Source organism: Streptomyces sp. P5F9 (assembly GCF_057961495.1).
Map to the genome: position 1 here is coordinate 1 of NZ_JBXVPZ010000130.1, position 21,988 is coordinate 21,988.

At 70.3% G+C, this 21,988-nt stretch carries 24 protein-coding genes; 17 read left to right on the forward strand and 7 right to left on the reverse strand.

The features are described 5' to 3' along the window. Both AC31A1_RS21610 and AC31A1_RS21615 read right to left on the reverse strand, forming a co-directional pair. Window positions 1–471, reverse strand: a 471-nt coding sequence (locus AC31A1_RS21610; RefSeq protein ID WP_489654905.1) for a DUF4913 domain-containing protein, incomplete at its 3' end; no start/stop codon positions are given. Window positions 472–738: 267 nt separating this feature from the next. After that, window positions 739–1,494, reverse strand: coding sequence for a DNA-methyltransferase (locus AC31A1_RS21615; protein ID WP_489654883.1), 756 nt, complete (start codon window positions 1,492–1,494; stop codon window positions 739–741). A gap of 526 nt (window positions 1,495–2,020) precedes the next feature. Here AC31A1_RS21615 and AC31A1_RS21620 point away from each other — a divergent pair. After that, complete coding sequence (locus tag AC31A1_RS21620) at window positions 2,021–3,136, forward strand: C40 family peptidase (protein WP_489654884.1); 1,116 nt, start codon at window positions 2,021–2,023, stop codon at window positions 3,134–3,136. A 442-nt stretch (window positions 3,137–3,578) separates the two neighbouring features. On the opposite strand, the gene AC31A1_RS21625 is transcribed toward AC31A1_RS21620, so the two are convergent. Further along, on the reverse strand, window positions 3,579–4,781 hold the full coding sequence (locus tag AC31A1_RS21625) for an IS110 family RNA-guided transposase (RefSeq protein WP_489654885.1): 1,203 nt from the start codon (window positions 4,779–4,781) through the stop codon (window positions 3,579–3,581). A 206-nt stretch (window positions 4,782–4,987) separates the two neighbouring features. Between AC31A1_RS21625 and AC31A1_RS21630 the strand changes: the two genes are divergently transcribed. Beyond that, the gene (locus tag AC31A1_RS21630) at window positions 4,988–5,296 is read left to right on the forward strand and encodes a DUF6112 family protein (RefSeq protein WP_489654886.1); all 309 of its coding nucleotides are present in this window, start codon (window positions 4,988–4,990) and stop codon (window positions 5,294–5,296) included. Window positions 5,297–5,304: 8 nt separating this feature from the next. On the opposite strand, the gene AC31A1_RS21635 is transcribed toward AC31A1_RS21630, so the two are convergent. Next, window positions 5,305–6,507, reverse strand: a complete 1,203-nt coding sequence (locus tag AC31A1_RS21635) for an IS110 family RNA-guided transposase (RefSeq protein WP_489654887.1) — start codon at window positions 6,505–6,507, stop codon at window positions 5,305–5,307. A 209-nt stretch (window positions 6,508–6,716) separates the two neighbouring features. Here AC31A1_RS21635 and AC31A1_RS21640 point away from each other — a divergent pair, with 209 nt between their 5' ends. The 11 genes from AC31A1_RS21640 to AC31A1_RS21690 all read left to right on the forward strand — a co-directional run bounded on the left by AC31A1_RS21640 (window position 6,717) and on the right by AC31A1_RS21690 (window position 16,308). Further along, on the forward strand, window positions 6,717–7,403 hold the full coding sequence (locus AC31A1_RS21640) for a hypothetical protein (protein ID WP_489654888.1): 687 nt from the start codon (window positions 6,717–6,719) through the stop codon (window positions 7,401–7,403). Between the two features lie 38 nt (window positions 7,404–7,441). Further along, window positions 7,442–8,809 (forward strand): SCO6881 family protein, encoded by a 1,368-nt coding sequence (locus tag AC31A1_RS21645; protein WP_489654889.1) that lies wholly within the window; start codon window positions 7,442–7,444, stop codon window positions 8,807–8,809. 87 nt (window positions 8,810–8,896) lie between these two features. Beyond that, window positions 8,897–10,369 (forward strand): SCO6880 family protein, encoded by a 1,473-nt coding sequence (locus AC31A1_RS21650; protein ID WP_489654890.1) that lies wholly within the window; start codon window positions 8,897–8,899, stop codon window positions 10,367–10,369. 57 nt (window positions 10,370–10,426) lie between these two features. Then, window positions 10,427–10,897, forward strand: a complete 471-nt coding sequence (locus AC31A1_RS21655; RefSeq protein ID WP_489654891.1) for a DUF6238 family protein — start codon at window positions 10,427–10,429, stop codon at window positions 10,895–10,897. A gap of 24 nt (window positions 10,898–10,921) precedes the next feature. Then, entirely contained in the window at window positions 10,922–11,461 is a 540-nt protein-coding gene (locus tag AC31A1_RS21660) for a hypothetical protein (protein WP_489654892.1), read from the forward strand. A gap of 46 nt (window positions 11,462–11,507) precedes the next feature. Then, window positions 11,508–13,022 (forward strand): ATP-binding protein, encoded by a 1,515-nt coding sequence (locus AC31A1_RS21665; RefSeq protein ID WP_489654893.1) that lies wholly within the window; start codon window positions 11,508–11,510, stop codon window positions 13,020–13,022. A gap of 77 nt (window positions 13,023–13,099) precedes the next feature. Next, complete coding sequence (locus AC31A1_RS21670; protein WP_489654894.1) at window positions 13,100–13,624, forward strand: hypothetical protein; 525 nt, start codon at window positions 13,100–13,102, stop codon at window positions 13,622–13,624. Then, entirely contained in the window at window positions 13,621–14,121 is a 501-nt protein-coding gene (locus AC31A1_RS21675; protein ID WP_489654895.1) for a hypothetical protein, read from the forward strand. Before AC31A1_RS21670 ends, AC31A1_RS21675 begins: the two co-directional genes overlap by 4 nt. Window positions 14,122–14,125: 4 nt before the next feature. Next, a complete protein-coding gene (locus AC31A1_RS21680) occupies window positions 14,126–14,887 on the forward strand; it encodes an HAD family hydrolase (protein ID WP_489654896.1) in 762 nt (253 codons plus the stop codon). Between the two features lie 398 nt (window positions 14,888–15,285). Beyond that, window positions 15,286–15,435: a hypothetical protein gene (locus AC31A1_RS21685; RefSeq protein WP_489654897.1), complete on the forward strand. Its 150-nt coding sequence runs from the start codon at window positions 15,286–15,288 to the stop codon at window positions 15,433–15,435. 42 nt (window positions 15,436–15,477) lie between these two features. Further along, complete coding sequence (locus AC31A1_RS21690) at window positions 15,478–16,308, forward strand: hypothetical protein (RefSeq protein ID WP_489654898.1); 831 nt, start codon at window positions 15,478–15,480, stop codon at window positions 16,306–16,308. 33 nt (window positions 16,309–16,341) lie between these two features. On the opposite strand, the gene AC31A1_RS21695 is transcribed toward AC31A1_RS21690, so the two are convergent. The 3 genes from AC31A1_RS21695 to AC31A1_RS21705 form a co-directional block, all read right to left on the reverse strand. Further along, on the reverse strand, window positions 16,342–17,151 hold the full coding sequence (locus AC31A1_RS21695) for an ExeA family protein (RefSeq protein ID WP_470459376.1): 810 nt from the start codon (window positions 17,149–17,151) through the stop codon (window positions 16,342–16,344). A 30-nt stretch (window positions 17,152–17,181) separates the two neighbouring features. After that, a complete protein-coding gene (locus AC31A1_RS21700) occupies window positions 17,182–18,564 on the reverse strand; it encodes a transposase (RefSeq protein WP_489654899.1) in 1,383 nt (460 codons plus the stop codon). 69 nt (window positions 18,565–18,633) lie between these two features. Next, window positions 18,634–19,056, reverse strand: coding sequence for a hypothetical protein (locus tag AC31A1_RS21705; protein WP_489654900.1), 423 nt, complete (start codon window positions 19,054–19,056; stop codon window positions 18,634–18,636). A gap of 448 nt (window positions 19,057–19,504) precedes the next feature. Here AC31A1_RS21705 and AC31A1_RS21710 point away from each other — a divergent pair, with 448 nt between their 5' ends. From AC31A1_RS21710 to AC31A1_RS21725, 4 genes are all read left to right on the forward strand, one after another. Further along, window positions 19,505–20,053, forward strand: a complete 549-nt coding sequence (locus AC31A1_RS21710) for a hypothetical protein (protein WP_489654901.1) — start codon at window positions 19,505–19,507, stop codon at window positions 20,051–20,053. Window positions 20,054–20,160: 107 nt separating this feature from the next. Beyond that, window positions 20,161–20,856: a hypothetical protein gene (locus AC31A1_RS21715; RefSeq protein ID WP_489654902.1), complete on the forward strand. Its 696-nt coding sequence runs from the start codon at window positions 20,161–20,163 to the stop codon at window positions 20,854–20,856. Then, the gene (locus AC31A1_RS21720) at window positions 20,853–21,395 is read left to right on the forward strand and encodes a hypothetical protein (protein WP_489654903.1); all 543 of its coding nucleotides are present in this window, start codon (window positions 20,853–20,855) and stop codon (window positions 21,393–21,395) included. The genes AC31A1_RS21715 and AC31A1_RS21720 overlap by 4 nt, the downstream gene beginning before the upstream one ends. Window positions 21,396–21,743: 348 nt before the next feature. Next, window positions 21,744–21,986, forward strand: coding sequence for a hypothetical protein (locus AC31A1_RS21725; RefSeq protein WP_489654904.1), 243 nt, complete (start codon window positions 21,744–21,746; stop codon window positions 21,984–21,986). Window positions 21,987–21,988 lie beyond the last annotated feature (2 nt).

Below are 21,988 nucleotides of genomic sequence, written 5' to 3' on the forward strand. Positions count from 1 at the left end.
GGGCAGCAGGCGGTGGGCGGGCCGGTCCGGATCGGTCATGCACGCCGACAGCGGACCTCCGGCCGCCCGGACGGCGGCCATGGCGTGGGTGAGGAAATCCCGGTGCCACACGAACAAACCGGACAGTCCGGCCTCGGGATCCTTGTGCTGCTGGTAGGCCAGCCACAGGGCGTGGAGCCAGGCGACGACGTCGGCGTGTTCCTGCCACTGCTCGCACCACGGGGCGGCGGTCGTGACCTCTGCCCCGTAGACCCGGACGAGGTAATCGTCCACCCAGTCCGACAACGCGTCGAGCTCGTCCTCGTACTCCTCGCCCTCCAGCTCCAGGATCGGGCGGGGCTCCGGCGGAGCCGCCTGCGGCGGCAGGCCCGCGAACCCCGGCATGCCGAAGGCGCCGAACGGCATGTCCGGGGGCAACGGTGCGGAGGCGAGGTGGTCGAGCTGGAGGGCCTGCTCCGCAGACTGCTCCAGCAGTTTGCGGACGCTCGCCGAAACGCTCTCCAGGTCGGAGTCCGGCAGCCGGACCGGGTCCGTCCCCCCGCCCTGCGAGGGGTTTATGGATTCAGGCACGAAAAGGGGCCTCCTTGAGCCGCAGCCGTCGGGCGTGAATGGCGACTCAAACCATCCGGATAATCCCCGGTTTCGGTAACCGGGACTTGGCTGCTATAACGCGAAGCGCGCCACCGGCAGGGCGTGTCGGGCCACGCACCACAAGCCGATCCGCACGGCACAACGGGATCAGGAAGTGAGGGTCAAGTCATCCTGGGTCAGGGTCTGTTGCATCGTCTGCAATAGCCGCTCATGGGCGATCTTCGCGTAGTGCTTGGTCTTCTCGACGCCGATGAAGTCGCGTCCCTCCAGCAGGGCCGCGACGCCCGTCGAGCCCGAGCCGCAGGTGAAGTCGAGCACCGTCCCGCCCGGCGGTGAGATCTGCACCAGCTCCCGCATGACGGAGACCGGCTTCTGCGTGATGTGCTGCCTGCTCTTGCCCGACGGCTGCGAGGCGCTGTAGAGGCCGGGCAGGTAGACGGGATTGCGGGCGGCGTCGATCGGCCCGTTGGACGCCCAGATGATGAACTCGCAGTTCTGGGTGAAGCGCCCCTTCTGGGGGCGTGCCTGGGGTTTGTGCCAGGCAAGCACGCCCCTCCAGAGCCAGCCGGCGGCCTGGATGGCATCCGTGGTGATCGGCAGCTGCCGCCAGTCGGTGAACAGCAGCGCCGTGCCGCCGACCTTCGTGAGCCGGTGTGCCTCGGTCATGACCTGGGTCAGCCAGAAGCCGTAGGAGCGCTGGTCCATGTTCTCGCCGGTGAAGTCCGGCAGCTCGTGCCCGGCATCGGCGGAGGTGTACTTCTGCTTCGCGCTGCGGGAGGTGCGCTCCTTGGCCGTCCGCCCGCCGCTGTTGTACGGCGGGTCGGTGATGACGGAGTCGACGCAGTCGTCCGGCAGTTGGGCGAGGACGCCGAGCGCGTCGCCCTGATGCAGGGAAAAAGGCAAAGAGATACCCCAATTCGGGTCGGGTGAGATGCGGGGGAGGTTCTCCAGCCCACCCGGATAACCCGCGGGACCGAATGCGGGCAGGAAGGCACCGCGGGTCCGCGCAGCGGGAGGGGCGAGGGGAGGAGTCAAAACTGTAGGGCACGATCCCCGGTTGAGCGCTATCACCGCCGAGGACCCCGAAACCAAGCCTTGGTTACCAACGATTTCGGCAACCGGGGATCCGCCCTTACTGTTTTGGAACTGCCCGGCCGATACAGCCGATGGCGCATCCCCGCCCCCGCCCTCGTGGAGGTATCCGCATGTCCTGGCACACCTGACCCGACACCCCTGTGCCGGTGCGAGCGGCAACTCGCGCACGTGCACCCGGGCCCCGATTTACCCACCACCCGGCCGTCGCGCCCTTTCCTCAACGACGCACGCGCCGCCGGGACTTCACCAAGGACCTCGTGATGTCATCGCTCTGCCCACCCCTGCCCGCATTCCGGCCTCCGGGCCGTGACCGCCTGCCGGGAGGCATCCCCGGTTGAGGGGCCTGGCCGCCGGCATCGGCGTCTTCGTCCTCTCCCCTTTCCTCCTCGCCGGCACGGCCATGCTCATGGCCACCAGCAGCGAGGCCGCCCAGAGCGTCTCGTCCTCCCTCGCATGCGCGGGCGACGTCGACACCGACACGGTCGTCGAGCAGGTCACCGAGATCCTCAACGGCGCGGACACCAAGGACATCCACGTCGAGGGCCTGTCCCTGCCCGAGGAACAGATCCCCAACGCCCGCACGATCGTGGCGACCGGGATCGGCCTGAGCGTGCCGAAGAGGGGGCAGATCATCGCGCTCGCCACCGCGATGCAGGAATCGCGGTTGCGCAACCTGAACTCCGGCGACCGCGACAGCCTCGGTCTCTTCCAGCAACGCCCCAGCCAGGGTTGGGGCACCGCCACTCAGATCCGCGATCCTGTCTACGCCGCCACCCAGTTCTACAAGCATCTGCTCGCGGTGGACGGGTGGCAGCAGCTGACCGTCGCCCAGGCCGCGCAGCAGGTCCAGCGCTCGGCATACCCCGCCGCCTACGCCGAATGGGAGGACCTGGCGACCGCCCTGCAGAAGGCGATCGCCGCGACGTTCCCCGACGCCAGCCGGGACACCAGTGAGACGGACACCGCCACCGGCACCGAGTCCTGCGCGGCGACGGAGGACGGCTCGGGGTACGGCACCATCCCGGAAGGGTCGGTGCCGAAGGGCTACTCGATCCCCACGAACGCCGATCCGACGGCAGCCAAGGCCATCGTCTGGGCGCTGAAGCAGCTCGGCACGATGTACCAGTGGGGCGGCACCTGCACCGCGCCGCACGGCACCGACCCGATGGGCCGCTGCGACTGCTCCTCGCTCGTCCAGCAGGCGTACAAGCACGCCGGCATCACCCTCACCCGCACCACGTACACGCAGATCAACGAGGGCAAAGCCGTCTCCACAAAGCACCTTCAGCCGGGCGACCTCATCTTCGCCCGCGGCAGCGCCGCCCGCCCCGAACACGTCGGCATGTACATCGGCTCGGGACTCGCGATCGAGGCACCCCGAACGGGAAAACCAGTCCGGATCACGCCCCTCGCCGACTGGCACATCCTGGCCGCGCGCCGCGTCATCTGACCCCGTCGGGGTGCGTGTAGGTTCCGGCTCAATTTGTCACCGTCCGGACGATCTGTCATCGACCTGTCATCAGGACCAGGAAAACCCCAGGTCAACCGTCCAGCTGAGGAATCCGACAGATCGGCTGGACGAATCCGCTGACAAACCGTCTGGACGGCCGCCCAAAGCCGCAGGTCAGCGCGACACCGGACGACAAGTCAAATCGGAACCTACAGTGCGGCAGCCACGCGCACCGGCCCTGCCCGGGACACCCCCGGCATCTTCCGCGCTCTCGGCGCCGCTGCCGCGCAGAACGCGCCACCCCTTCACGAGCGTCGACCGGGGTCGGCCGTTCCTCGCCCGGCGGCCGGCCCTCCATCTCAAGGCAGTTGCCTCACCCCTCCCTCTTTTGTGATTCCCGCGCGCCGGGCTTCGGCGCGCCCAAGGAGTTTCAATGACCGAGTCAAGCCGCCTGCGCGACCGGCGGGGCGGAGGTGAAGACTCTGTTGTCGCGCAGGAGCGCCCACATCACGTCGACACGTCGGCGCGCCAAGGCGATGATCGCCTGGACGTGTTTGAGCCCCTCGCCGCGCTTCTTGAGGTAGAAGTCCCGGTTGGGTCCCTCGCGGATGATGCTCGTCTGCGCCGACAGGTAGAACACCCGGCGCAGACGGCGGCTGTAGCGCTTGGGCCGGTGCAGGTTGCCGGTCCGACGTCCGGAGTCCCGTGGGACGGGCACCAAGCCAGCCGCGGAGGCGAGGTTCCCGGCGTCGGCGAACGACGTGATGTCGCCAGCGGCGACGACGAATTCGGCTCCCAATATCGGCCCCATGCCGGGCACAGACTCGATGATCTCGGCTTGGGGGTGCGTCCGGAATGCTTCGCTGATCTGCTTGTCGAGGCGCTTGATCCGGTCGTCCAACGACAGGATCTGAACCGCCAGGTCGGCGACGATCTGGGCGGCGACATCTTCACCGGGCAGCGAGGTGTGCTGGGCTTCGGCGGCCTCCAGGGCGGTGGCTGCCACAGCGTCCGCGCCCCGCACGCTGCGGCGGGTCAGCCACGTAGTCAGTCGCGCCCGACCACGACGACGGATCGCGGCCGGGGTCTGGCACCCGGTCAGCAGCACCAGCGCGCCCTTTTGCGACGAGTAGGCGAAGGCCCGCTCCAGCGCGGGGAAGATGCCGGTGAGCACGTCTCGCAGCCGGTTGACCCTCCGCACCCGGTCGGCGACCAGATCGGATCGGTGGGCGGTCAGCAGGGCCAGCTCGGCGGCGAGCTGGGCGGGCACCGCGATGGCGGTGAAATCCCTTCGGTGGCGGGCAGTTTCAGCGATGACGTAGGCGTCGCGGGCGTCGGTCTTGGCTTCGCCCCGGTAGGCGCCGGACATGCGGTTGACCGTTCTGCCCGGCACGTAGACGGCCTCCTGGCCGTGGGCCGCGAGCAGAGCCAACAGCAGCGCAGAGACGGTGCCCGAGATGTCCACGGCCCAGCTGACGTCGTCGGCAAGGTCCAGGATCTCGCCGATTGCCGTCAGGATCGCGGCCTCGTCGTTGTCGATCTTCTTCGACCACACCGTTGCGCCGGTCTGGTCGACTACCGCAGCCCAATGATGGCCCTTGCCCGCGTCGATGCCGGCCCACAGCCGGTCGCGCTGCTGGTTCACTCGCCCCTCCTCGTTCCGGACGGCACTCCGTCGACCCGAGGGACACCCCGCCATCAGCTCCGTAAATAGCGACTAATCCGCGATTTTCAATCAGTAGCCAGGGTGCCCAAGAAAGCCGGACGGCCACTCCTTGGGAGCCACTGAAGGCAAGCCCCATTCAGCCACATCCGGCCCTCCCGGGCCGCCCAACAACTTACGGAGCCTCATTGCACCTGCTCGAACCCGTGCAGTATCTGGCCTACGACCCCGGCATCACGCCCTCGGGCGGTGGCCTGCCCGGCCTCGCCGTGCTCAAGAACGTCGTCAACTCGATCAACCTGTTCGCGATCGTCGCCGTGGTCGGCGCGCTCGCCGTCTCCCTCGGCGTGTGGGCGTGGGGCCACCACACCGGCGGCCACCAGGCCGAGGCCAACGGCAAGAAGGGCGCGGTCGTCGCGGCGGGCGCCGCCCTCGGTCTCGGCGCCGCGAACGGGATCGTGGCGTTCTTCTCCGCCCTGGGATCGCAGGTGTCTTAATGATGAAGTCAAGCCCCCTGGACCACAGGCGGACCGCCGGAATACGGCCGTCCATCGCGCAACATCGCCCACAACACCCCGACTCGGCGCCGCGCCAGCGCGAGTACAGCCTGGACATGCGTCTGGCCCTCGGCTCGCTTCCTGAGGTAGTACTCACGCGACAGGCCGGGCCTCATCATCGCCGTCTGCGCGGACAAGTAGAAGATATGCCGCAGCCGCCGGTGATAGCGCTTCGGCCGCTGGAAGTTGCCGGTACGGCGACCCGAGTCGCGTGGCACCGGGGCCAGCCCCGCATGCGACGACAGACGTCCAGCGTCGGCGTACCCGGACAGGTCACCGACGATCGCCACGAACTCCGCACCCAGGATCGGACCCATCCCCGGCATCGACTCGATGACCGCGGCACGCTCGTCCCTGCGGAAGACCTCGCGGATCTCCCGCTCGGTGTCCTTGATCTGCTCGTCGACGCCCAGGAGTTGGCGAGCGATCGCGCCCACCTGCCGTGCTGCTCGGTCCTCGCCGGGCAGCACGGTGGCCTGGGCTCGAGCCGCCTCGATGGCTCGTTCGGCAACGTCGTCGGCCCTGCGGACCTTGCGACGGCCAAGCCACGTGGCGAGCCGCTTGGCGCCGATGCCGCGCAGCGCGGCCGGTGTCTGGTACTCGGTGAGCATCACGACCGCGCCCTTGGAGGCGGAGTAGTCGAAGGCCCGCTCAAGGGCGGGGCAGATGCCCACCAGGGTGTCCCGCATCCGGTTGATGAGCCGCACCCGGTCGGCGACCAGGTCGGCCCGGTGCGCGGTCAGCAGCTGGAGCGTGGCCACCTGCTCGTCCGGCAGGCTGAGCGAGGCGAAGTCCCTGCGCAGCCGCGCGGTGTCAGCGATGACCAGCGCGTCCTTCGCGTCGGTCTTTCCCTCGCCTCGGTAGGCGGCCGACATCCTGTTGACCGTGCGGCCAGGGATGTAGACCACGTTCTGGCCGTGCCCGATGAGCAGGGTCAGGAGCAGCGTCGAAGCCCGGCCGGAGATGTCCACCGCCCACGACACCTCGTCGGCCGCTTCGCACACCGCCGCGATCAGCTGCAGGATCTCGGTCTCGTCGTTGACGACCTTCCGGGACAGCACGACCTGGCCGTCGGTGTCGATCGCCATGGCCCAGTGATGGGCCTTGCCGGCATCGATGCCGACCCATATGCGTGCGCTGCGGTCCGTCACTCGGGGTGCTCCGTTCCTTCGTGCCCATCAATCACGTGGCCCGAGGAACACTCCGCCGACAGGACCCTCAAGAGCGATCGTCGCAGTTCTCAATCACCAGTCGGAGCGTCCCGAAGGACCGGGCGTCCACACCTGCGTAGCCATCAAGGGCATCCACTGATCAGCCATACCCGGTCCTCCCGGACCGGCTCCATTCTGAGGGTCCACTGATGCCGAAACGATTCCCCGCCCTGTCCGGCTACGGTCTCGGCTGGTCGCCCCGGAAGCGCATCACAGCTGTCGCGGCCTGCCTCGCCGTCCTGCTGGCCCTCGCCGCCGCCGTCGCCCTGCTCACCGGCCGCACCACAGCCGGTGCCAGCCGGGCCGCCGCTCCGACCTCCCAGCCGAGCAGCAGCGCTTCCGCGTCCGCCGGCCCGACGGCTACGGCCGGTGCCGGTTCGGTCGCGAAGCCGCCGCCGCTGGCGGACCCGGTCGCCTTCGCCAAGGCCGCCGCGGCAACGCTGTGGTCGTACGACACCCACACCACCAGCCACGATCAGCAGCTCGCCGGGCTGAAGACGTGGCTGACGTCGGAGACGAAGTACGCCGACTGGTCCTCGATCTCCGCGCAGGTGCCGGATCCGGTGCTGTGGTCGCGGATGGCCGACCAGGACCAGTACGCCACCGCCACCGTCACGGAGGCCCACTACCCCTCGGCTTTCAAGGAAGCGCTGGCGGACGATCCGTCGGCGATCACCGAGGCGTACATCTACGCCGTCACCGTCACCGGCAAGCAGCAGATCGCCTGGAAGAACGGCGGGGCCGGAGCCGAGGACCGCTCCATCACCCTCGCCGTGCAGTGCCGCCCCAACGCGAACTGCTCCCTGGTCGCCATCGCCCCAACCGTCGTGCCCTGACACGCCCCACACCTACCTGAGAAAGGAGAGACCCCCCTTTGGGCTTCTGCGACCTTCCCCTCGCGGACAAACTCTGCGCGGTGGGTGACGCCGTGGATTTCGCCTCCGACCCGGGCGCCGCCATCGGCAACTGGATGGCCAAGAGCGCAGGCGAACTCGCCGCAGCCGCCTCTGATTTGGCCGCCGAAGCAGTCGACACCACCACCAAGGTCGACCTCAACGCTGGCTGGTTCCGCGACAACTACGAGATGATCCTGCCGATCGGTCTGGTCGTCCTCGTCGCCACGTTCTGCGCCCAGCTCGTGCGCGCGGCGATCCGCCGCGACGGCCAGGCGCTGGCACAGGCGTTCACCGGCACCACCACGGGCGTGCTGTTCGCGTTCACCGCGATCGCCTTCACCACCGTCGCTATCGAAGTCGTCGACGCCCTGTCCGACGGGCTGTTCAAAGCCGCCAATCTGGACATCGCCACGGCGGTGCGGCGGATCGTCAAGGTGGGCCAGATCGCCTCCTTGTCCGGCCTGGGCTGGCTCGTGACGGTCTTCGTCGGTGTCGGCGCCGCGATCGGCGCCATCCTCTACTGGTGCGTGATGATGGTCCGCAAGGTCGGCATCCTCGTCATGGTCACCCTCGCCGTCTTCGCCGGAGCCGGCGGCGGCTGGGAGGTCGCCCGACGCTGGCGCAAGGGCTGGATCGAAGCCACCGCCACCCTCGTGGTCTCCAAGCTCCTTATGACCGTGATCTTCGTTCTCGGGATCGCCGCAATGGGCAAGACCGAGGCGAAGGACGGTATCGCCGCCCTCGCCGACGTGATGGCCGGCATCGTCATCCTGGCGCTGGTGTTGTTGTGCCCGTATGCCACGTTCAAGTTCGTGCACTGGGCCGCCTCCGAGGGCTCGGACGCCGAGACGCTGCACCGCTCCGGCGGAGCCGGTGCGCAGATGGCCCGTCAACACGCCGAACGCGCCGGGCGCAAGGCCGCCGCCGCGGTCGCCACCGCCGGAACCGGCGGTGCCACGGCCGGAGCAGGCGCCGCTCCCCAGGGCCCGGACGCGGTGCCGGGCGGCTTCCCCGGCGACATCGCCGCCAACCCCACGCCGGGCACCGGCAAGGAAGGCGGCAGCTCAAACGCCCCGTCGTCCGGGGTCGAGGGGAGCAAGAGCGGCCTGGACAAGGCCGTCCAGCCTCCGCCGACCAGCCCCCGTGACGACACAGGTAGTCAGTTCGGCGGTGCACCCGGGCCAGGTGGCGGTTCCGGATCGCCCTCCAACGGCGGCAGCGGCTTCATGTCGCAGCCCGGTGCCACCACCTCGACGCCACCGCCGCAGGGCACCCCGCCCACGCCGGACTCGGCCGGCACCTCCAACGGCACCGGAACACCGCCGCCCCCGCCCACCGGCCTGTGATCTTGCCCGCCTCCGGGGCGGTACGCGCTGCGCATTCCTCGCCGCGTGCCGCCCCGGCCACCGCCCTGCGCACCATCGGAACGACCCTTGTCTGATCTCACCGTCCAACCGCTCACCGTCAAATTCCCCCACCGGTCCAGGCGCGGCATCCTGCTCGGCCTCTCCCTGCCCCAACTCGTGCTCGTGTCCTGCGCGTTGGCGCTCCTGCTGGTCACGGTGGTAACCACCGGGCTGCTCGCCGCTATCGTCCTGACGCCGCTGTGGGCCGCGGTCGCGGCTCTTGTCGCTGTCCGCCGGCACGGCCGTTCGCTGATCGACTGGGCGCCGATCGTCCTGCGCTTCGCGCGGCGGCGGCGTACCGGCCAGAGTCTGTGGCTGACCCGGCCTGCCTCCCGGCCACGCCAGGACGGCGTCCTGCACCTGCCCGGCACCGCCGCCTCGTTGAAGGTGGTCACCCCCGGCGACTCCGCCAACGGCGCCGCCGCGGTTCACGACCCCCACGGCCAGACCCTGACCGCCGTCGCCCGCGTCTCCTCACGCGCCTTCGCGCTCCTCGACCCAGCCGCTCAGAACCACAACGTCAGCAGCTGGGGTCGGGCCCTGGCGGGCATCTCGCGCACCGGACACGTCGCCACCGTCCAGGTCCTGGAACGCACCGTCCCCGACAGCGGCGACACCCTCGCCCGGCACTGGAGCCAGCACGGCCGCCCCGACACCCCGGTCGCCGGACAGGTCTACAGCGAGCTGGTCGCCTCCGCCGGACCTGCCGCCGCCCCGCACGAGGCATACCTGGCGATCTCCCTCGATCTCAAGGCCGCCCGACGGCTCATCAGCCAGGCCGGCGGCGGACTGCCCGGCGCCTTCACCGTGATGGAACAGACCACCTCCGCCATCGCCCAGGCCGCACGCAGCGCCGGCCTGACGGTGACCGGCTGGCTCAGCGCCCGCGAGATCGCCGCCGTCATCCGCACCGCCTACGATCCCAAGGCGCTGTCCGCGCTACAGCAGTGGTCCCCCGCCGGCCGGGCCGAGGCCGACCCGGCTGCTGCCGGGCCCGTGGTCCAGGTCGAGGAGTACGACCGGCTCGCCACCGACTCCGCCCGGCACACGACCTACTGGGTCGAAGACTGGCCCCGCACCGAAACCTCGGCGGGCTTCCTTCACGGCCTGATGTTCACCGCCGGAGTCCGCCGCGCCCTCTCCCTTATCTATGTGCCGCAGGGGCTCGAGTCCGCGATGCGCGACGTGCAGCGCACGAAGGCATCGATCATCGCCGACGCCAGCGAGCGCTCGCGGCGCGGGCAGGTCGACTCCGAGGCCGACTCCGTCGAATACGCCGACGTCAAGGTCCGCGAGCGCCAGTTGATCGCCGGGCACGCCGACGTGGCGCTGACCGGACTGCTCACCGTGTCCGCCGATACCGACGCCCTGCTGGATGCCGCGTGCGCGCAGATCGAGACCGCCGCCGTCACCGCCCAGGTCGACCTGCGGCGCCTGTTCTTCCAACAGCCCGATGCCTTCACGCTCGGCGCCCTCCCGCTCGCCCGGACGGCCCTGTAACCCCCGCCCCGGCACCGGCCGACGTCCTGCCGCCCCGGCAGGAAGGAACTCTCCCCTGTGACCTCTGCTCTTCCCGTCGGCGACGCGCACCCGTACCTGCGGGCCGCCAGCGCCGGTATCCGCCACCACGCCCGCGCCCTCACCCCACACGCCGAGCACACCGCATCACCCTCGGACCGCGTGCACCTCGACGTGCTGCACGCCCATCTGACCGCGCTGCACCATCTGCTCGACCAGCTCGCCGAATCCACCCGGCCGCCGCATCCCGCCGCCGGACGGCACATCGCCACCGCGCGCACCCGGCTGTTCCAGGCCGCCGCCGCGGTGCACGACGCCTTCCATGTCCTGCCCGTCGCAGACAAGACCCCGACGGACACGGAGTGCCACCCCGAGCGGCTGCCCGAGGGGCCACCTGTCCTGACCATCTGCCAGCGCCACCTCGCCGCGGGCCACGTGATCCGCCGCAAGACCACCCCGCGCGACCTCAACACCCCGCTGCACGGCCACACCACCACCTGCAGCCAGTAACCCCGCACCACCGAAAGGCCCTGAATGCGCACCCTGAAGCGCTCCACCTCCGCCGCCGTCGTCCTCGCCGCGCTCGGCGGCACCGCCGCACTGGCCGCCGCCGCCCCGGCGTCCGCCGCCAGCTACCACTGCAAGACCAGCAGCGCCACGGTCGACGACCCGAGCTACAGCGGACCCGACTCCGACAACTGGGACTTCGACGTGACCCTGTGCGCCAAGCGGTCCGGCGGCTACATCTACACCACCGCCACCGTGTACTGGGACGGCCCCTATTCGGCGGCCCAGCACAGCACCTACACCTTCAACAAGGCCAAGTTCCAGCTCCAGACCAAGCACAGCGTCCGCGGCACTGACCCGGTCGTAACGACGGCCGCCTACACCGGCCTGGAGCGCGCGCTCGAACACAGCAGCGCCCACGGCAACGGCTCCTATGCGACCGGCACCCTCAAGTACTGTGCGGGCTCCGGCCGTTACCTCGCCGACGGCTACATCCAGCTGGACTGGAGCGGCGACGGCAAGAGCTACCGCAGCCCGATTCTGTTCACCGCCTCGCCGGTCGTCTGACCCCCGCACCGGGTCCAGACCGCCGTCCCGTGAAAGCCGCCCCGTCATGAGCCACCGGCCCGCGCGCCGCGCCCGGCGCGCCAGCGCCAGCCCCCTGTTCACTCCGCACCACGCCGACCGCACCTCCCGCAAAGCCGCCCGCCGGCAGCTCGCCGAGGCCGCCGCGAAGGCCCGCGCCGAAGCAGCCGCCCCCGCCCACGGTGCCGGCGTGGAGGAACGGGAGATATCGCCGCCCCTCTTCCCGCCAGCCGGGCGGCCCGGCCCCGCGTCCTCCCGCCACAACAGGCTCAAGCTGCCCGCCCACCGCATGACCACCGCCACCGCAAGCGGCGCGTACCCGTTTCTCGCCGAAGGCGGCCTCGGCGCCGAGGGCATCTACATCGGTCGCGACGTCCACGCCGAAGCCTCCTTCTGCTTCGACCCGTTCGCCTTGTACGGCAAGATCGAGGGCTTCACCAACCCCAACGTGCTCCTCGCGGGCGTGATCGGACAGGGCAAGTCGGCCCTGGCCAAGTCCTTCGCGCTGCGGTCGATCGGTTTCGGATACCGGGTCTACGTCCCGTGTGACCCGAAGGGCGAATGGACGCCGGTGGCGCAGGCGCTGGGCGGCACCTCCATCGCGCTCGGGCCGGGCCTGCCCGGAAAGCTCAACCCCTTGGACGCGGCGCCGCGGCCCGACAGCGTCTCGGAGGCCGACTGGGCGGGCGAGATCCGCAAACGGCGCCTGCTGCTGCTCGGCTCGCTGGCCCGCACCGTGCTCGGGCGGGACCTGCTGCCGATGGAGCACACCGGGCTCGACGTCGCCCTGGACGCCGTCGTCACCCGCGCCACCGCCACCGGCCGCACCCCGCTGCTCGGCGACATCGCCGCCACCCTCAACAACCCCGACGAACTCGACGCGGCCGGCGGCATCATGTCCGGACGCCTCGGCGATGCTTCCCGCGACCTCGCCCACGCCATGCGCCGCCTCGTCCACGGCGACCTCGCCGGGATGTTCGACGCCCCGAGCACCGTCACGTTCGACCCCAACTCGCCGATGCTCACCATCGATCTGTCCCGCCTGGGCGGATCCGGCGACGACACCGCCCTCGTCCTCGCCATGACCTGTGCGTCCGCATGGATGGAATCCGCACTTACCGACCCCAACGGCGGCCGGCGCTGGATCGTCTACGACGAGGCATGGCGCCTGATGCGCCACCCCGGCCTCCTGCAGCGCATGCAGTCGCAGTGGAAGCTGAGCCGCGGCCTGGGCATCGCCAACCTGATGGTGATCCACCGCCTGTCCGATCTGCTCACCGCCGGCGACGCCGGATCCCGCGGCCGGGCACTGGCCGAAGGTCTTCTCGCCGACTGTTCCACCCGCATCATCTACCGGCAGGAGACCGACCAACTCCACGCCGCAGCAGCCCTGCTGGGCCTGACCTCGGTGGAGACCGACGCGATCTCCCACCTCAACCGGGGCCGGGGCTTGTGGAAAGTGGCGGGGCGCAGCTTCATCGTGCAGCACCTCCTGCACCCGCACGAGCTGGCGCTGTTCGACACCGACGCCCGCATGCACTGAAACCCCCGCGAGTTCACCGCGGCTGACGGTTCACGAAGGCCGACGTCGCGGCCATCACAGCCACACCCAGCGCCCGCGTGGCGTACAAGGAGACCCTCATCCCAAGCCTCACCGCACCACCGGACCGGCCGGAACCCTCAGCCCTGCATCGGCTGCGCCTGCCCACGAGCCCCTCGGCCACCGGGTTCCTCACCCTCGCCTGCACCTACCTGCTCGCCTTCGAGCTGCTCCAGCAACTCCCGGCCACGACACACGCTCCGACTCCTCTGCCGTACCTGTTCCTTGCCGCCATCGACGGATTCATCGCCTTCGCGCTCTTCAGCGCGGTACGGCTGGAATCCGACGAGTCCGACGCGGGGGTGTACGCATGGGCCATGGCCTTCCTTGCCATCCCCGTGCGTGGTGTCACGGTCCTCACGCTCGGCCATCTGGGAACACGGCGGAGCCAGGGGAGGCTGTGGCAGCTCGATGATGTGGCCGTCACCTGGATGTCCGCCCTGGCACCTTTCATCCTTTTCTTTGCTGTCGTTCTTTATGTTCTGGTCGCCGGGTACGGGGCAGACCTCTACCGGGAGCGGCCCCAGGACGGTGACGCCCGATGACACTTCGGCCGCATCGGCACCCCACCACGTCCCTGGCAGTCGCCATCGCCGCAGTGGGCTGCACCGTCTACGCCGCCGACACCAACTGGCGTTTCGCCGGCCACTATCTCTCCATGACCGGCGCAGCGGAGCGAATCGTCTTCGTCGTGGCGGTAGCCCTCGCGTTGGTGGCCGGCGCCCTGACGGCTTCCCCTGCACGGGGCAGCAGCCGGCTGAGTCAAGGACTGCCGCAGTTCCTGGTCTGGGCGATCGCAGGAGTGCAGGTCGTCGCGGCGTACGCGGAGTCAGGTCTGGTGGCCGGCACCGTACGTGCCGTCATCGGTCCGGTCTTGGCCTCTCCGATGTGGCACTTCGTGTTTTACAGCGACCCATGCCATTGCCCTCTGGGGGCAGACCGGCACATGCGTCTCCCGCAGGTCGAGCGATCGCACGCCGGACGCCACCACGCCGGCCGCCGCCTCATCGAACCCCGCGATGACACCCGCATGCACCGGTGAGCCGATGACTCACCCGACCACAGACCGCCTCCCCCAGACGCCTCCGTACGTCCATATCGTGTGGGACTGGAACGGCACCCTCAAGGACGACGTCGGCGACCTCCTCGACGCGGTCAACCACACCCTCACGGGACTGCGGGCGGCGCCCATCGACCTCGCCACCTACCAGGCCACGCACACCGTCCCCATCCGCACTTTCTACGACCGGCTTCTGAACCGCCCGCTGACCGACGGCGAATGGGCCCAGGCTCAGGCCGACTTCGCGGTGTTCCTGCGCTCACGGCCGCCCCGCCTCCGCCCGGAAGCCGAACAACTCCTGTGCCAGGCAACGGTGTTGGGGCACAGTCAGTCGCTCCTGTCGCTGTATCCGCACAACGTGCTCGTCGAGGAGACCGACCGGCTGGCCATCACCGGCCATTTCAGCCGCATCGACGGCCGACGCGGTCGTGACGGGACCAAGGCAGGTGTTCTTGCCGATCACCTCGCCGCCCTTCCGGACGCTCTGCGATCCCGGCCGGTCCTCGTCATCGGGGACAGCGTGGACGACGCGCGTGCCGCACACGCGGTCGGCGCCCGGGCCGTCCTGCACTCCGGCGGCCTCGACTCCGCCCGCACCCTGCGCCGCGCCGGACTGACCTTCACCCCCACCCTGGAAGCCGCCCTCGCCCTCGGTCTCCGCCAGTGCACGAGCCCGCCCCGCCGCCGGCACACGCCCCTCGCGGACCCGGCCTCGATGCCCGGTTCCACACCGCGCCGCTCCCACTGACCTGGAGTTCCCCTGCAACACCCCGCTTTCGAGCTGTACGACAACGCCGGTCGTACCTCCGAGCAGATCCGCGCCTTCCACGCCCGATCCGCCACCAGGGGCGACCTGTACCGCTGGGCCGATCGCGACGCGGCAGCCTTCCGCGCGCACCACGCGCTGCCGGCCGAGCCCTTTCCCGCCCCGGACCTGAGCCATTTCCGCCGGGCGCTGGACGCGGCCGACACGCCGGCCGAGTTCAGTACCGTCCTCAACACCCTGCTGGACGCGGTCGCCCCGTTCCTCAACGAGGTCATCGAGCAGCTGGCCGCCGCCGCCAAGTGGAAGGCCAAAAACCGCGGAGCCGAACCCGAGTCACCGTCTTGGTTGCTGCGTGGCGCCGCCAGCCGCATCGCCTCCGCATGGCGACCGAAGCCGAGCTTCAGATCCTGCGCGCGCACTACGACCCGCCCCCGGACCGCGACGCGCTCGCGCAGCAGGTCCGCACCACTCCCGGCACGCCTCCGCCCCCGCCCGGACCTCAGCCAGGAGACAGCGGCCCACGGCGCTGACCACGCGACGCACCAACCACCCGCCGCCACACCTCAGGAACCATGCCAGCCCTTCCCACCAACCTGTCCGCCTTCGCCACCGCCCTCGCCGACCGCCTGCCCGGCACATGGGCCACCAGCCACGCACACATCGACAACCACGACCCCTCCTGCCTCACGAACCGTGTCTGGGACAACGGCCATGTCCTGTGGGCAACAGGGTTTGATCGCACGGTCGAAGTCGTCCTTCTCAACGGTCAAGACAGCCAGCAGCTGGTGGTCTTCGAACGGCCCGTGGGACGCGGCAACGAGTTCCTCGTCGCCCCGATGGAACCCACCGGTTTCAAGATCCACCAGGTCTCAGGTGTGGATGAGCCCAACGGCATCGTCGTGCCCGGCGATCCACTGCGTGCCGCCGCCGACGTCACCCGCCGCGTCCTGCCCCGCTACCAGGCGGCCCTGGAAGCGGTACGCCACAACGCGGACATCCAGCCCGAGCCACCCCACCGCAAACCCGCACCCGAACCTGCCCAGAACCTCACGCTGATCTGGTACCCGGACGGTGTGGTGGGCGCACCGTACAAGTCGGTGCCCGAGGACGCCTACGACGTGCTCTACATCTGTAATTTCCAGTACCGCCCGCACGAGGCGGCGTTCGCCCTGCCGGCCTCCTACAGCCGCGCCGAGCGGGCCCTGTTCCTCCACGCCGTGGTGCGGTTGCTCACGGCCCAGGGCATCGGCGTGAATTTCCGCCACGCCACCCCAGCCACCCCCACCGTGACCCCGGCCTGTTGGGCGACGCTGAAAATGCCGACGGTCGCGGCGCTGACGGTGCCGATGAGTGGAAACGGGGTCGCCCCGCCGAGGGGGTCTCAGCGGGGCGGTCGTCGGTGAGGTGCCGTGTGGGTCGGTGAGGTGCCGGATGGTTCAGTCGAGGACTTCGGTGACGGCGGACTGGGCGGCTTTCTCGTCGACGAGGGACTTGCCTGCGGCGAACGTGGCGACGAGGGCTTGGAGGCAGAGGTTGTTGACGGCGCGGGGGAAGCCGCGCGAGGTGGTGTGGATGAGAGTGACGGCGTCGTCGGTGAACAGCTGGTCGCTGCGGCCGGCGAGGCCGAGGTGGTGCTTGATGTAGCTGCCTGTCTCGCTCGCGGTCATGCCCGGCATTGTGTAGCGCAGGGCGGTCCGCTGTTCGAGGGCGGCCAGGACGGCGAGTTTCATCGTTCTGCGCAGGGTGGGCTGGCCGACCAGCAGGCAGGACAGCGGTGAGTCCTGGTCCATGGCGGTGTTGGTCAGCATCCGGATGGCTTCGAGCTGTTCGTAGGACAGCAGGTGGGCTTCGTCCAGGACCAGGACGGGGGTGCGGCCGCGTTCTTCGCGTTCGGCGGCCAGTGCCAGGCCGGTCTGGGCGGTGAGGCGGGAGCCGAGGTGGGAGGGCTGCTGGCCGAAGGCGGTGACGATGGCTTCGTGGATGCCGCGGACTCCGATCATGGGGTTGGGCAGGTAGATCACGGTGTGTTTCGACGGGTCGATGCCGTGCAGGACGGTGCGGACGGAGACGGTCTTGCCGGCGCCGACCTCGCCGGTGACGACGCCGATGGAGCGCTCGGAGATGCACCAGGTGATGCGGGCGACGGCTTCGTTGTGGGACGCGTGGCGGTGCAGCATGCCGGGGGCGAGGTCGCGGCCGAAGGGCATGCGGCTGAATCCGTAGTGGGCCTGGAGCTTCTCAATCACGCTGGTCCTCCGTGCAGTTGGCGGTGGGGGTCATGCGCCGGGCAGGTCGGTGAGGTCGACGACCGGGGGCATCGGCTCGCCCAGGGCCGCGTAGTTGACCTTGGCGGCGAGTTCGGCGGTGTGGGCGGTGTCGATCAGGCCGAGGTAGTCGATCCCGGTCGTCGTGCGGGGCTCTTCCGCCGGTGTTTCGGGCCGGGCTTTGGGGTGGGAGTGCCGGCTGACCTGGAAGGGCAGGGCGGTGCCCATGTCCTGCCCCTGGAGGCGGACGCGCAGGAAGGAGAGGTCGAAGGGGTCGAAGACCAACTCGACGCGCTGGCCGACGAGTTGGGGGTCGACCTGGTAGCGGTTGCCGTGCAGGGAGACCAGTGCGGTCTTGGACACGGTGCGGTGTTCGGACCAGCGGAAGGCTTCCGCGAGGTCGGCCGGGTTCGGGACGGCGAGGGGGCGGTCGCCCATCCAGCGGGCCAGCGGGGCGGCGCCGGTCTCGGAGTGCACCCGCCGGTGGTAAATGTTCTCGGTCCAGGCCGTGAACAGGCGGTTCATCTCCAGCAGGCTGTCGATGCGCCGTCCTGGCTCGCCGTCACCGGAGGCGATCTCGACGACGAACTCGCTGTTCACGGTGCGGAAGAACCGTTCGATCTTGCCTCTGCCCTGTGGCCTGCCGGGGGTCGAGTGGACCAGCTTGACGCCGAGTTTCGCGCAGGCCCGCAGCAGCCACGAGTCCACGAACGCGGAGCCGTTGTCGACGTAGATGTAGCGCGGGACGCCCCGGGCGGCCATGGCCGGCCGCAGTGCGGCGGCCAGGCGGACGGTGTCCTCGGCGAAGCCCCAGCGGTGCCCCATGATCGCCCGCGAATGATCGTCGAGGAAGGCGAACAGGTAGGTTTTGCGGCCCTGGACCATGGGTCCGTGCAGAGCGTCGCCGGTCCATAGTTCGTTGGGGCCGTCCGCCTCGAACCGGCCGAACACGGCGGGGGCCAGCGGAGCCTGCAGGGCGGTCAGCCCTTCGCGGACGATCATCCGCTGGATGGTCCGCTCGTCCGGCGCCCAGCCCAGCTTGGCGCCGATGATCCGGCGGATCTGAGCGGCCGAGCGCGACGGATTCTCCTTCTTCAGGGAAGCGGCCAGCTCCATCACCTCCGGTGGAGTCCGGGGCCGGGACTGGCGTGGGGACGGCACCAGGGCGTCGAAGCCGCCCACGCGCCAGTCATGGATCCAGCGGTCCAGCGTCCACCGGGTGATCCGCACCGACCGCCCGTCCGGATCGGTATGCGGAACAGCCGCCAACTCCCGGACCAGGGAGCCGCGTTGGCGACGCGACAGCGTCGGGTCGGCGGCCTCTCTGATCAGCATGTAGCGGAACAGGCCGATCGCCTGAGCCCGCTCAAGCCGTGTCTGGTCTTCCTGCCCCACCTGGCCACCAGCCCTCTCACGCAGCGTGAATACACACGCGTGACGGTGACAGCCTGTGTCGGCGTGGCGTCAGGGGCGGCTCGTGTTGATCGTTTCCACCGGCCAGGAAGGCGCCAGCAGTATCCCGCCGGACACCGCGCAGGCCACCCGCCACGGCGACACCGTGCCGACGTGCGGCCACCTCGATCCGATCGACCACCAGGCCCCGAGCACCGCACTGACCGCGTCCGCGAACACGCTGCGGGCCGGACCCGGTGGAGCCGGGTCAACACCGGCATCGACCAGTAACACCGTGAAGTACCGCCGGACCTGTTCCGCCCTGGAGGTGAACCTGCGCAGCCAGCCGCGAACGGTCTCGACCGGGCGGCCCAGCCTCCCAGCGATCGACCGGGCCCCGGCCCCGGCTGCTTTCGCCGCCAGGGCCGACCCGATCACCTCCGCCAGGTCCGCCCGCCTGACCAGCGCAAACACCGGAAGGAGCACATGCGACATGTCACAGCCCCCACACCTCGACCGCCGAGGACGCACCACCACCGGACCGCCGGAAGCGTCCCGCAGTACACGCGAACGTGCCCACCCCCACGGCCGCAACACGCCCGAGCAATCCGGACAAACCAACTCGCCTCGCACCAGGCGAACTTCGACCCGCGCCGGGTCGACCTCTACCGTGAGCACAGCGCCTCCGCGCGCTACACGGCCCTCCCGGCGCTCGGCCAAGAGATACCGGGAGGGCCTTTCACATGCCCTCTCGTCGGCAAGGTGCCGCCCCAAATCTGCACCTCTTCGTCGGCAGGCACGCTTACCGATCTTGTCGGCGCAAAGCTGCCCAAAGTGCCGCACTCGTAGGCATTTTCAGTGACGTCTAACACCCCGGCCCTCCCGCTCACGCCCGCAGCCGCCTCCGCCGCCCAGCGGCGGTAGCCGTTTGCGTCCGCGCGCCATGGAGTTGTTTCCCTCGGATCTCGATCAGCGGGTGCTGCTGCACAACGTGGCCGACCGGCTCAACACCGTGGCCGACCACCTCCCTCTCCCCTATCAGATCGGCCCCGATCCGGCGCTGAGCGAGATCCTCGACGACGAAGTCCGCAACCTGGGTCGCCTGCTCGGCTACCTGACCGGGCAACACGCCTTGCGCCACCGGGCCGCCGCCAATTACCCCGACCAGGCCACGGCCGCCCACCGCCGCGTCACCCTCACGCTCGCCGAGGCCGCCGAGCCGACCGGTACCGCGCTCGCCGCCCTCAGCGCCTCCGTTCACCACCTCGCGCGCCTCGCCGACCTCACCCACCAGCCTCCCGGCCCCGGCTCTGACCGCGCCCGGGCCATCGCCGCCGCCCACCAGGACCTCACGGACCGTCTCGGCGAGAGCCGCACCCAACTCGCCCACGCCGCACGGCACTTGCGGGCCAGCGCCGACACCCGCACGCCACCAGCAGCGACCGTCCCGGTCCCGCCGACCGCATCAGCCGCTCCATCCCGCACCCGCTGACCCGCACACCCTGGACCATCGGCCCCTTGCCGCGCACCAGCGGCAGCCGTACTCCCGCCACTGTTCACCACCGCCACTGTCTGAACCGTCCCGCCTAGGAACTTCCTTTGCACGTAAGCGAGTTCACCCGAGCGCTCGCCGACCGCCTGCCCGGCTGGCAGCCCGACCCGATGGCCGTCCCCATCGCCACCGATCCGGCCAGCGGCCGGATCTGGGACAGCGGCCCCCTGCCCTACGCCGCGTTCGAAACGGACAGCGTCTCGCGCAGCGTGCTCACCCATCACTTCGGCCTGCAGCTGTACGTCATGCCCCGCCCGCACCGCCGGCACCAGTTCCTGGTGCTGCCGATGCTGCCCGCCAACACCAGCCACGAGCACGTCCAGGGGCTGCGGGCCCCGCGCGGTATCTCCGTGTCCGCCGACCCCGTCCGGGCCGCCGCCTCACTGCACCGTCGGCTGGTCGCCGACTACCGCCTCGCGTCGCCGACCCCGATCCGGCGCAGCAGCCCCGGCCACGTCCAGGTCCACGTCACCCTCGACGACCGGCAGCGTCCCCGGATCCGCAGCGGTCACATCCCCGTTTTCATCGAACTGCTCGCGTACGGCGGTTTCCTCCTCGACCCGGCCACCGGCGAATGCCACCTGCCCGACACCCTCAACGCCGAGGAGACCAGGCGACAGCTGGTCAAGAGCCTGCAGCGCCTGCGGTGTCGTGACTTCCGCATCATCGTGCACTCGGCCGACGGTCCGCGCTCCCACCCGCCGCTGCCGCGCACGTCCCCGCGTCCGGGGCGGCGCCGGTGAGTGCTGCCGACGACGCCGTCGTCCACACCCAGCTCGCCAACTGGCAGCGCCGCATCCAGCAGACCGCCGCCGGCCTGACCCCGCCCCAGACCGGCAGCCTGCAGTCGGCCCTCGCGCCCCAGCTCCATCAGCTCGTCTCGCTGTACAACGTCGCCTCCGGCCTCATAGGCGAGATGCTCCGGTCGGCCGACAGTCCCCTCGCCACCACCGACACAGGACGTACCTACCTCGTCCAACTCGCCACCGCGCTCGGACACGCCAACCAGGCAGCCGCACACCTGAGTACGGCCGTGACCGGTCTCGCCGACATTCACCGCCTCGCGCCCCGCCCCGGCACGGCCGGCACGGCCGAGAGTTCACTGAACGTCATGCTCGGCCACGCCGCCGCCCTGCGCAGCCTCCAGCGCGCGCTCACCGCCATCACCGCACCCGTCGCCGATGCCCCGTCCAGCACCATGCCCGCACCGACGGCCGTGGTGGCCGAGCAGCACCGCCGGGCCGCCGACAGCGGTACCCGGCCCGCACGCCGCCGCCCCTGAACCACTCATCGTCCACACGAGCTTGGAGCACTGCTGGCCACCCGCTCTTTCATCGCCCGTCCCACCGCCACCGGCTACGCCGGGACGTACGTTCACTGGGACGGTTATCCCAGCCATCACCTGCCGCTGCTGCTCGCCGCCCACCAGCACCGGTTCGCCGGCGACACCGAGGCCCTGGCCGCCTACCTCATCGACGACGCGCCGGAAGGCTGGTCCTTCCTCGGCACCGACCTCCTCGACGGCACGCCCGAAGCCCTGCGCGAGCACCTTGCCGCAGGCCGCGACGCGCCCGGCAAGCGCTACCCGGACCGGCCGTCCGAGCCACCGCTGATCTTCACGGAGCGGACGGTGTCCCGCTTGAACTGGGGATACGTCCTGCAGCCGCAGGGCATCGAAGTGATCAGCGCACCCGGCACAGAACGCGGTCCCCTCGTCGCGTGGAGCACCGACCCCCGCGTCCGGCTCCGCGACACCCCCGGCCTGTGGAAGCCCGGCCAGCCGATCCCGGCCACCACACCGCCCCAGACCACCGCGCGGACCGCCGCACCTACCCCCACCACGGCTTGGGCGCCGCGCGCCCGCTCGCACTGACC